The sequence below is a fragment of the Kitasatospora sp. NPDC004240 genome (genome assembly GCF_053603215.1).
This window is the reverse complement of the sequence record NZ_JBSGFD010000085.1, coordinates 24,572-34,545: the sequence shown is the minus strand read 5'-3', so window position 1 is coordinate 34,545 and position 9,974 is coordinate 24,572. Positions and strand designations below refer to the sequence as shown.

Annotated in this window: 11 protein-coding genes; 8 read left to right on the top strand and 3 right to left on the bottom strand. The window is 74.6% G+C overall.

The genetic code is table 11. From position 1 onward, the window contains the following. Positions 1–186 precede the first annotated feature (186 nt). From ACWEQL_RS23040 to fxsA, 3 genes are all read left to right on the top strand, one after another. Positions 187–666 carry a GNAT family N-acetyltransferase gene (locus ACWEQL_RS23040; RefSeq protein ID WP_452152175.1) on the top strand — a complete coding sequence of 160 codons (480 nt, stop codon included), beginning with the start codon at positions 187–189 and terminating at the stop codon, positions 664–666. Positions 667–814: 148 nt separating this feature from the next. After that, positions 815–2,500: an apolipoprotein N-acyltransferase gene (lnt, locus tag ACWEQL_RS23035; RefSeq protein ID WP_452152174.1), complete on the top strand. Its 1,686-nt coding sequence runs from the start codon at positions 815–817 to the stop codon at positions 2,498–2,500. Positions 2,501–2,612: 112 nt separating this feature from the next. After that, the gene (gene fxsA, locus ACWEQL_RS23030; RefSeq protein ID WP_452152173.1) at positions 2,613–3,191 is read left to right on the top strand and encodes an FxsA family membrane protein; all 579 of its coding nucleotides are present in this window, start codon (positions 2,613–2,615) and stop codon (positions 3,189–3,191) included. 116 nt (positions 3,192–3,307) lie between these two features. Here the strand turns inward: fxsA and ACWEQL_RS23025 are convergent, their stop codons facing one another. The 3 genes from ACWEQL_RS23025 to ACWEQL_RS23015 form a co-directional block, all read right to left on the bottom strand. Beyond that, positions 3,308–3,682 (bottom strand): RNA polymerase-binding protein RbpA, encoded by a 375-nt coding sequence (locus tag ACWEQL_RS23025; protein ID WP_030396357.1) that lies wholly within the window; start codon positions 3,680–3,682, stop codon positions 3,308–3,310. A 317-nt stretch (positions 3,683–3,999) separates the two neighbouring features. Beyond that, positions 4,000–5,652 carry a hypothetical protein gene (locus tag ACWEQL_RS23020; RefSeq protein WP_452152172.1) on the bottom strand — a complete coding sequence of 551 codons (1,653 nt, stop codon included), beginning with the start codon at positions 5,650–5,652 and terminating at the stop codon, positions 4,000–4,002. Positions 5,653–5,779: 127 nt separating this feature from the next. Further along, positions 5,780–5,974 carry a hypothetical protein gene (locus tag ACWEQL_RS23015; RefSeq protein WP_396323929.1) on the bottom strand — a complete coding sequence of 65 codons (195 nt, stop codon included), beginning with the start codon at positions 5,972–5,974 and terminating at the stop codon, positions 5,780–5,782. Positions 5,975–6,311: 337 nt separating this feature from the next. On the opposite strand from ACWEQL_RS23015, the gene ACWEQL_RS23010 reads away from it, so the two are divergent. The 5 genes from ACWEQL_RS23010 to ACWEQL_RS22990 all read left to right on the top strand — a co-directional run bounded on the left by ACWEQL_RS23010 (position 6,312) and on the right by ACWEQL_RS22990 (position 9,928). Further along, positions 6,312–6,737, top strand: coding sequence for an ankyrin repeat domain-containing protein (locus tag ACWEQL_RS23010; RefSeq protein WP_452152171.1), 426 nt, complete (start codon positions 6,312–6,314; stop codon positions 6,735–6,737). A gap of 23 nt (positions 6,738–6,760) precedes the next feature. Beyond that, complete coding sequence (locus ACWEQL_RS23005; protein WP_452152170.1) at positions 6,761–7,291, top strand: GNAT family N-acetyltransferase; 531 nt, start codon at positions 6,761–6,763, stop codon at positions 7,289–7,291. A gap of 48 nt (positions 7,292–7,339) precedes the next feature. Further along, positions 7,340–8,461, top strand: a complete 1,122-nt coding sequence (locus ACWEQL_RS23000) for a serine hydrolase domain-containing protein (RefSeq protein WP_452152169.1) — start codon at positions 7,340–7,342, stop codon at positions 8,459–8,461. 65 nt (positions 8,462–8,526) lie between these two features. Continuing rightward, complete coding sequence (locus ACWEQL_RS22995; RefSeq protein ID WP_452152168.1) at positions 8,527–9,048, top strand: peptidylprolyl isomerase; 522 nt, start codon at positions 8,527–8,529, stop codon at positions 9,046–9,048. Positions 9,049–9,139: 91 nt separating this feature from the next. Next, positions 9,140–9,928, top strand: coding sequence for a hypothetical protein (locus tag ACWEQL_RS22990; RefSeq protein WP_452152167.1), 789 nt, complete (start codon positions 9,140–9,142; stop codon positions 9,926–9,928). Positions 9,929–9,974: the final 46 nt, after the last annotated feature.

Below are 9,974 nucleotides of genomic sequence, written 5' to 3'. Positions count from 1 at the left end.
AGACACACATGGCAGTGATCTTCACGGACAGGACGACGCAAAGATCACCACCAGTGGATCAAGCCATGAAGTTGATCAATTACCCAACACTTTCTGAGACCCGCGCCGGGCGGTGGTGGTCCGAGAAGCCGTGGCGGCCGCAAAAACCCGGTGATCGCCGACGGTCGTGCTGCCTAGGGTGACCGCATGACCGACACGACCGATCCGCATGCGAACGTGCCTCCGATCGTCCCCGCCGACTTCGCCGTCCCGCGCACCCTCACCGCCGAGGGGTTCCGCCTGGAGCCCCTCGGCGAGCAGCACAACGACTCCGACCTGGCCGCCTGGTCGGGCAGCGTCGCGCACATCCACGCCACCCCCGGCTGGGAGACCAGCACCTGGCCGCCGGCCGAGGGCATGACCCCCGAGCAGAACGCCGCCGACCTGCGCCGCCACGCCGGCGACTTCGAACGCCGCACCGGCTTCACCTACACCGTGCTGGAAACCCCCGGCGACGCGGTGGTCGGCTGCGTGTACATCTACCCGCACCGCGAGGAGCCCGGCGCCACCCGGGTCAGCTCCTGGGTCCGCGCCGACCGCGCCGAGCTGGACGCCCGGCTGTACCACGCGGTCTCGGCCTGGCTGAGCGACTGGCCGCTGACCGACGTCCGCTACGCCGAGCGCTGACCGCCGGGCCCCCGGGGCTTAAGGCCCCCGGCCCCGGCCTCCGGCAGGCGCCGCGCCGGGGGCCGGCCGCGGCACCCTCCCTCACGGATCACCCCTGTTCCGGGGTACCGTCTTCGGACAACGTCCGAACACGTCCGGGCGGTTACGTATGCGCGAACAGTCCGACCAGAGAGATGGTGCGCCGGTGGCACTGCCCGTCACACAGGAGCGGCCGGGGACCTCCCCCGACCCCGCCGGGGCCACCACCGGGCGCAGACCCGGCCGTGCCGCCCGCGCCCTGGCCAAGGTGCGGGCCGGACTGCCGCGCACCGGCCTGGCCGCGCTCGCCGGGCTGCTGCTCGCCCTGGCCTTCCCGCCCTTCGACCTGTGGCCGCTCTCGCTGGTCGGCGTCGCCGCGCTCTCCCTGCTCACCCGGGGCCGCACCGCCCGCCAGGGCGCCTGGACGGGCTTCGCCTTCGGCCTGCCGTTCTTCCTGCTGCTGCTCAGCTGGCTGCGGGTGGTCGGCTGGGACGCCACCATCGGCCTGTCGATCATCGAGGCGCTGTTCCTGGCCGCCATGGGCGCCGCCCTGGCGCTCACCTCCCGGCTGCCTGGCTGGCCCGCCTGGGCGGCCTGCCTCTGGGTGACCCAGGAGTGGGCCCGCGACCGGCTGCCGCTCGGCGGCTTCCCCTGGGGCCGCCTCGCCTTCGCCAACACCGCCACCCCGTACACCCCGCTGGCCGCCCTCGGCGGCGCCCCGCTGGTGACCTTCGCGGTGGCGCTCTCCGGCACCCTGCTGGCCTGGGCCGCGCTGCGGCTGCGCGGCGGCGTCCGGGCCCCCCGGCCGGTGCACGCCGCCGCCGGGGCGCTCGGCGCGGTCGCCGCGATGCTGGTCGGCCACCTGGTGCCGGTGCCCACCGCGGCGGCGGACACCGTCAAGGTGGCTCTGATCCAGGGCAACGTGGCCAACCCCGGGATGGACTTCCTGGGCCGCCCGATGATGGTCCTCAACAACCACGCGAGCGCCACCGAGCAGCTCGCCGCCGACATCGCGGCCGGCCGGGCCGAGCGCCCCGACATCGTGATCTGGCCGGAGAACTCCTCCGACCTCGACCCGTTCAGCGACCCGCTGGCCTACCGGCGCATCGACGAGGCCGTGAAGGCGATCAACGTGCCGACGCTGGTCGGCACCCTGGTCGACGGCCCCGACGAGCAGCACGTCCAGAACGAGGGCATCGTCTGGGACCCGAAGACCGGCCCCGGCGCCTCCTACACCAAGCAGCACCCGGTGCCCTTCGGCGAGTACGTGCCCTTCCGCGACGAGCTCTCCAAGGTGATCACCCGCCTCCAGCGGGTCGCCCGCGACTTCTACCCCGGTGACCACAACGGCGTGATGCAGCTGGGCCCGGCCCGGATCGGCGACGTCATCTGCTTCGAGGTCGCCTACGACGAGATCGTCCGCGACACCGTCGACAAGGGCGCCCGGGTGCTGGTCGTGCAGACCAACAACGCCACGTACGCGAAGACCGGCCAGCCGGAGCAGCAGCTGGCGATGTCCCGGCTGCGCGCGGTGGAGCACGGCCGGGCCGTGCTGATCGCCGCCACCAGCGGCATCAGCGCCGTGATCGCCCCGGACGGTTCGGTGGTCACCCGCTCCGAGGAGCTGACCGCCGCCAAGCTCTCCGCGGTCGTGCCGCTGCGCGACGACCTGACCGTGGCCGCCCGGGTCGGCGCCGCCCCCGAGTGGACGCTCGCCGCGGCGGGCCTGCTGGCCTGCGGGCTCGCCGTGCTGGCCGGCCGCCGCCGGCGCCCCGGGGCGGGTTCGCCCGCCGACGGCCGGCCGGACAGGGCCTAGCCCGCCGGAACACCGGCAGGTCCGGAGTCGTTGGACCAGGTGGTGCCGTGGATCCGCCGGCCCGGACGGCCCGGGTGGCGCGCGGAGCACCGCCTTGGAGTGGATTCGTACCGTGTCCCAGCAAGCTACCCCCGTCCGTCCGGCCCCGCGCGGCAAGCTGCGGCGTGCGCTGCCGCTGCTGCTCACCGCCTGGCTGGTGCTGGAGATCTGGCTGCTGGTCCAGGTCGGCTCGTGGCTCGGCGGGTTCACCGTCGTGCTGCTGCTCCTGGCCGGCGCGCTGATCGGCGGTTCGCTGATCAAGCGGGCCGGGCTGCGGGCGCTGTCGGCGGCCATCGACCAGAGCCGCGACCCCAAGCCGCAGCAGGCGCAGACCGGGACCAGCATGACCGTGCTGGCCGGCCTGCTGCTGATCGTGCCGGGCTTCCTGTCGGACGTGCTGGCGCTGACCCTGCTGTTCCCGCCGACCCGCGCGCTCTGGCGGGCCGCCGGGCGCCGCTTCGCCCGCAAGGCGCTGCGCAGCGCCTCCGCCGTGGGCGCCGACCCGTTCGCGGACGCGATGCGGCTGCAGGAGCAGCTGCGGATCCACAAGCCGGACGGCAAGGTGATCCAGGGTGAGGTGGTCGAGCCGGGCGCGGGCCCGCGCGACCCGCAGGGGCCGGAGACGGCCTACCGCCCCCCGATCGGCGGCTGATTCCCGGCCGAACGGCGGGATGGCGCCCGCCGTTCGGCGGGGATGGAACGGGAACGCGAAAGGGACCCTGGTGGCCAGGGTCCCTTTTCGTGTTCTCCCGCCGGGGCGGGAGGGGGTCAGGCGCTCTTGCGGGTGTCCCGCGGGTGCACCGCGAGGTTCATCCCGCCGGAGCGGAGCACGGCCAGCCGCTCGGCCAGCACCTCCTCCAGCTCCTCGCGCGTCCGGCGCTCCATCAGCATGTCCCAATGGGTGCGCGTGGGCTTGGTCTTCTTCTCCTCCGGCTCATCACCGTCGAGGAGCACCGCCTCCTGGCCACAGAAGCGGCATTCCCAGGCCGAGGGGATCTCCGCCTCGACCGAGAAGGGAACCTCGAATCGGTGTCCGTTCTGACATGCGTACTCGACGGTCTGGCGGGGAGCCAGATCGATACCACGGTCGGTCTCGTAGCTAGTGGCCCCGAGTCGCGTGCCGCGGAGAGCTCGCTCGCTCATGAATCGTGCCTCCCGGGCTTATGGCCCACAGGACTAGTTGGTCGCTGTTCTTCGTCGTTCGGTCAACGCTCGGCTGTCGACGAAGATTCCCGTCCCGGGACATGCGTCGTCTGTCGTGCCGCCCCTGTTTGTACCCACCGGCGCCCGATTTGTCACATCTGGCCGGTGATATCACCCCAGGTGTCACCTATTTCACATCCGGCGATGGGACGGCCTTTCCCCACGAGCGTACCGGGACGGGCGCCTGCGCATCCGCGCGGCCCGCCCAGCGGACGGATCCGTGGACAGGCGCCCGTGCGGCGTGCCCGTGGGACGCCTCAGCGGACGGGGTGCTCCTTGCCGAGTTCCAGGCCGAGCGGCGGGAAGTCGGCGGAGGTGAGGTCGACCGGCCGGACGGCGGGGGCGGGCCCGTCGGGCACGGCCGGCGGCTCGGTCGGGCGCGGCGGCACCGCCTCGGCCGGGACGGGCCGCGCGGCGGCCGCCTCGATCCGGGTGTCCCGGTGCGGCAGCAGCGCGATCACGGCCTCCCGCAGTTGGGCCGGAGCCTCGTCGTCGAGCGGGTCCACGGTGGCCGGGACCTGGAGCCGCACCGGCGGGTTGTGGCCGATCCGGGCGTAGCCGCGGCCGGCCGGGGCGTGCGCGGCGGGCGCGATGTCCAGCGGGGCGCCGAGCGCGGCGTGGCTCTCCTGGGGGCCGACCGGCCCGAGCACCACCCGGGCCCGGGTGGTGGACCGGACGGTCGGGCTGATCCGGTCGCGGGCCTCGATGTCGTCGGCGATCACCACGGTGACCCGGGCGGCCCGGCCGTGCCGCAGCGGGAGCTCCAGCAGGTCCTGCGGGTCGGGGCGGCCCTCGGCGTGGGCGAGCTCGCCCAGCTCGGTCGGGTGGTCGAGCAGCAGCCACAGCGGCCGGGTGACGTCCTCGGGGGCGGCCACCCCGGCGTGCCGGGCGGCGTTCAGCGCGGTCAGCCGGCGCTCGGTCTCCTGGGCGGCCCACTCCAGCGCGGCCAGCGCGCCGTGCAGGCTGGTCTCCACGGTGTGCACCCCGGGCCGGTTGACCAGGCAGGCGTGCTCGCCGGTGCCGGCGCCGTCGATCACCACCAGGTCGCCGAACGGCAGGGCCTGGAGCGCGATCGAGCGGATCAGGCTGGAGGTGCCGTACCCGGTGCTGCCGAGGGCCAGCAGGTGCGGCTCGGCCGAGCGCGGGCCGGTGCGCCAGACCACCGGCGGTCGCTGGCCGGACGTGCCGCCCTGCTGGACCGGGATGGTCCGGGCGCTGCCGTCCTCGTCGGTGAAGCCGAGCACGATCTCGCCGGGGGCGGCCACGAAGCGCTGGGCGGCGACGTCGGTGGGCAGCGGTGCCAGCGCGGCGACCCGCAGCCGGTTGGACTCCTCGTCCCAGTCGAAGCGGTACTCCCGGGCACGGCCGGCCTTGCCCTGGATCACCTGCTCGATCCGGGCCCGGCAGGCGGGTTCGGTGTCGGTGAAGTACGCCGGGTAGGCGAGCTCCAGCCGGGCGAGCCGGCCCTCGCCGTCGAACTCCCACCCCGAGAAGACCGCCCGGTGGTCGCCCTCGTGGCGGTAGAGCGGGTTGAGGTCGTCCGGCGCACACAGGTACGGGGTGAGCGCCGCGTACAGGGCGGGCAGCTTGACGTCCGCCGCGGCCGGCTCGGGCGGGGTCGGCGGCGCCTTGGGCGCGCGGCCCGCCCAGGCCGCGCTGGCCATCAGCGCCACCAGGGTGAACAGCGGGCCGTGCGGCAGCAGGTAGATGCCGAGCAGCATCGCGGCGAGCAGGACCAGGGTCGGTCCGCGCCGCTCCTTCGGGGTGGCCTGCCAGCGGGCCTTGGCCCAGTCGGCGTGGTGGCGCAGCCCGCGGCCGATCAGGGTGAGCGGCGCGAACATGTCGGCGGCGTGGTCGCCGGCCGTGCGGGCGAGGTCGCGGCTCTTGGTGAGGTGGCGGTTGAGCGACATTCCTTGACTCCCCGGGCGAGTGGGACGGTCGGAGGGGTGCGGCTGTCCGGCCGTCGGAGGGGCCGTGCAACACGTGCGGGCCCGGGGCGGTGGGATCCGCGCCGGGCCCGTCCGGGCGGGTGTGCCCCTAGAACTTGAGCCCGCCGAGGAGGCTGGCCAGGCTGGCGCCGCCCGCGGTGATGCTCGGGGCGATGGAGGACCCCGCGATGTAGAAGCCGAGGAGGGCGCAGACGATGGCGTGGGAGGGCTTTAGTCCGTCCCTGCGGAAGAAGAGGAAGGCGATGGTGCCGAACAGGACGATGCCGGAGATGGAGAGGATCACGTGTTCTGCTCCTCGGTGAGGGGGGACAGGGACAGTGTCACGGAACGTGCTCTAATCGTGACAAAAAGTAATAGATGATGGAACGGCGCAAACGGGTGGTTTCCTGCGGGAATGCCGGGCGGTGGCGTATGCGAACCGCCCAGGTCGGGCTGCCGGCCCGTTCCGTACCGGCGCGCCGAGCCATTCCCGTGCGGCGACCGGGGGTCGGCCGCGGTCGGCGGGAAGTTCGCCCGAACGGACGCGCGACCATGTCATCCGTGTGTCGTGGGGGCCGCGGATTCCCGCGATGCGGACGTGAACTGGATCACCCGGGCGCCCGGCGGCTACCGTGCCGTCCATGAACGACTCCACGCCCTCCACCGGTGGCGGCCCCGCGGACGGCCCCGACGCCGAGGTCATCGCGCTGGCCGGCAAGCTGTTCGACGCCGCCCGCGCCGGGGACGCCGGCCTGCTCGCCGCGTACCTGGACGCCGGTGCCCCCGCCGACCTGAGCAACGACCGCGGCGACAGCCTGCTGATGCTCGCCGCCTACCACGGCCACGCCGACGCGGTCCGGGTGCTGCTGGAGCGCGGCGCCGACCCCGACCGGGCCAACGACCGCGGCCAGACCCCGCTCGCCGGCGCCGTGTTCAAGGGTGCCGAGGAGGTGCTGACCGTCCTGCTGGACGGCGGCGCCGACCCCGCCGCCGGCACCCCCTCGGCGATCGACACGGCCCGGATGTTCGACAAGAAGGAGCTGGTCGCCCGGTTCGGGGCCCGCTGACGGCGGCACGTAGGCTCTCGACCATGGAGAGCACAACCGGGACCCCCGTCGCCGAGGGCGGCACCGTCGAGATCCGTGTCACCGGCTACGGCCACCCCGACGCCCAGTGGCTGTCGGCGGAGGTGCAGCAGGAGTACGTCCGCCGCTACGGCGAGGGCGACCTCACCGAACTGCACCCGGACCACTTCGAGGCCCCGGCCGGCCTCTTCCTGATCGCCTACCTGGACGGCGCGCCGGTGGCCTGCGGCGGCTGGCGCGCCAAGCAGGCCGGCCCGCACGGGCTGCGCGACGGCGACGCCGAGCTGAAGCGGATGTTCGTGGTGCCCTCCGCGCGCGGCCGGGGCCTGGCCCGCCGGATGCTGCGCCGGCTGGAGGAGACCGCCGTCGAGGCCGGGCGCACCCGGTTCGTCCTGGAGACCGGCACCGAACAGCCGGAGGCCGTGGCGCTCTACCGCGCCGAGGGCTACACCTCGATCCAGGGTTTCGGGATCTACCGCGACCACCCGATGAACATCTGCCTCGGCAAGGAGCTGACCGCCCCCGCAGCCGGGTAGGCTCCCCGCCGGACCGGCGAGGGCGGCGGGGCGGCGGGGGTGTGCGCGATGACGACGCGGGGCACGTACGGACACGACGGCGTTCCGGGTGACGACCCCCCGGGCCCGGATGGCGCCCCGGGCCCGGCCGACGGCCCGGACCGGCCGGAGGGCCTGCGCACCCTGGACGCCCTGGTGCGGGCCGGTGCCGCCGCCGTCGGCACCTGCGTCGTCTGGTCGGCCGGGGACGCCGGCGGCGTCCGCGTCCGCGGGCACCACGGGGTGCTCGGCCCGGCCCCCGCCGGGCCGCAGGCCGGCCACGACACCCTCTTCGACCTGGCCAGCCTCACCAAGATCGTCGCACTCTGGCCCTGCGTCGGCGTGCTCTGGCGGGCCGGGCGCCTGCCGCTCGACGAGCCGCTGGAGCGCTACTGGCCGGCCGTCGCCGGCCGCCCGCTCGGCGCGGTCACCGCCCGCCAACTGCTCACCCACACCGCCGGCACACCACCGCGCACCAACTTCGAGGCGCTCTACGGCCGCGACCCGGCGGCGATCCGGGCCGGCGTCCTGGCCGCCCCGCTGCACCGCCCGCCGGGCACCGCCGTCGAGTACACCGACCGGGCCGCCATCGTGCTCGGCCACCTGGTCGAGGACCTCGCCGGAGCCCCGCTCGGCGAGCTGGCCGGCCGTCAGGTCTGGCGGCCGCTCGGCATGGCCGACACCGGCTTCGGGCCGCTCGGCCCGGCGCGGGCCAGGCGCACCGCGCCCACCGAGTACGACCCCGCCACCGGCGCCCACCTGCGCGGCGTGGTCCACGACCCGTCCGCCCGGCTGCTCGGCGGCACCTGCGGCAGCGCCGGCGTCTTCTCCACCGCCCGCGACCTGGAACGCTTCCTCACCGCGCTGCTCGCCCCCGCCGCCCTCCCGTGGACCGGCGCCTGGACCGCCGAGTCGCTGCGCGAGCAGACCGGCGGCCTCACCCCCGCCCGCGGCCTGTCCTGGCTCTGCGCCCCGGGCACCGACCCGGCCGAGGGCACCTTCGTCCACTACGGCTTCACCGGCACCGGCCTCTGGGTCTCCCGGCGGCGTGGCCGCTGGGCCCTGCTGCTCACCAACCGGGTCCACCTCAGCCGGGTCACCCAGCCGCTCACCGACCTGCGCAACGCCCTGCGGGAGGCGGTGTTCGGGTGAGGGCCCCGGCCGGGCCGTGACAGAGTGGTGCCCGATCCGATCACGGCGACGACGAGGGAGTTTCCATGGCGAGCGGGCTGTTCGCGACGCTGCACACCGACCGGGGCGCGATCCGGCTGCGGCTGTACGAGTTCCAGGCGCCCAAGACCGTACGGAACTTCGTGGAGCTGGCCGAGGGCGCCCGCGAGTACACCGACCCGCGCACCGGCGAGCCGGGCAGCGGGCCGTACTACGACGGGACGCTCTTCCACCGGGTGATCGCCGGCTTCATGATCCAGGGCGGCGACCCGACCGGCACCGGCACCGGCGGGCCCGGCTACACCTTCCCCGACGAGTTCCACCCCGAGCTGTACTTCACCAAGCCCTACCTGCTGGCCATGGCCAACGCCGGCCCGGGCACCAACGGTTCGCAGTTCTTCATCACCGTCGGCACCCCGGCCCACCTCAACCGCAAGCACACCATCTTCGGCGAGGTCGCGGACGCCGCCTCGAAGGCCGTCGTGGACGCGATCGCGACCACCCCCACCGAGGACACCCGGCCGGTGGAGGACGTGGTGATCACCAAGGTGGAGATCGAGCGGCTCTGAGCCCGGCCGGGGCCTCACCCGGCCCCTCGGCGGGGCTGTCGGCGGTACGGGATAGCGTGATCGCGTCCGACGCACCGAACCGGGGGCCCGTATGAACGACCAGTCCAGTCCCGCACCCACGGCCGCCCAGGTCACCGAGCTGCTGCGCGTGGTCGCGGCGCGCTCCGGCGGCCTGGTGCGGCTGGACCCGGGCATCGGTGACATCCGGATGGACACCTGGCCGGTGCCGGTGCCCGAGGAGATCCGGGCCCTGCTGCGTGAGATCGGCGGGGTGCGGATCGTGACCTCCCGCTCGGTGGTGAACGGCCACGAGTCGATCGACCGGGTCGACCTCGACCACGACCTCAACCGGGGCGGGTACGACGGACACGGCGCCGACTGGTACCAGGACCACGCGGGCGGCCCGGGCACCCACTGGTTCGTCCACACCGACCACGGCGACACCCACACCTATGTGGACGTGGACCGGGAGACCGGCGCGTGGGGGCCGGTGCTGGATTTCTGGGACGCCACCGACACCGTCCGGGCCGCCGACTCGCTGCCCGCCTGGCTGCACCGGCTGGGCAGCTGCCTGTCCCGGGCGCTGGACGAGACCGGCACCGAGGACGTCCGGGCCTTCGGCCATCGCTTCGCCGACCTGTGGCCGGAGCCCGAGCAGCCGTACACCGACGTGCCGTACGTCACCGCCGCCGAGGCCCTGGCCGGGGCGGACCAGGTGCTGAGCGAGGCCGCGGCCGGCCTGCCGCAGGACGCCCGGCTCGCCGACCTGCGCGCGGTCGCCGGTCCGGCCCGGGTGGACTTCCGGCTGCCGGTGACCTGCCGCTACTCCCGCCACGCCGGCGGGGGAGTGCTGGCCGCCACCCCCTGGGACGGCGACTGACGGGTCGGCCGACCGGGTCGCCCAGTGCGGTGGCGGGCGTTCAGAG

Coding starts and splice junctions, on each gene's coding strand:
- ACWEQL_RS23040 (WP_452152175.1), top strand. CDS start 187: ATGACCGACACGACCGATCCGCATGCGAACGTGCCTCCGATCGTCCCC.
- lnt (WP_452152174.1), top strand. CDS start 815: ATGCGCGAACAGTCCGACCAGAGAGATGGTGCGCCGGTGGCACTGCCC.
- ACWEQL_RS23025 (WP_030396357.1), bottom strand. CDS start 3,682: ATGAGCGAGCGAGCTCTCCGCGGCACGCGACTCGGGGCCACTAGCTAC.
- ACWEQL_RS23020 (WP_452152172.1), bottom strand. CDS start 5,652: ATGTCGCTCAACCGCCACCTCACCAAGAGCCGCGACCTCGCCCGCACG.
- ACWEQL_RS23010 (WP_452152171.1), top strand. CDS start 6,312: ATGAACGACTCCACGCCCTCCACCGGTGGCGGCCCCGCGGACGGCCCC.
- ACWEQL_RS23005 (WP_452152170.1), top strand. CDS start 6,761: ATGGAGAGCACAACCGGGACCCCCGTCGCCGAGGGCGGCACCGTCGAG.
- ACWEQL_RS23000 (WP_452152169.1), top strand. CDS start 7,340: ATGACGACGCGGGGCACGTACGGACACGACGGCGTTCCGGGTGACGAC.
- ACWEQL_RS22995 (WP_452152168.1), top strand. CDS start 8,527: ATGGCGAGCGGGCTGTTCGCGACGCTGCACACCGACCGGGGCGCGATC.
- ACWEQL_RS22990 (WP_452152167.1), top strand. CDS start 9,140: ATGAACGACCAGTCCAGTCCCGCACCCACGGCCGCCCAGGTCACCGAG.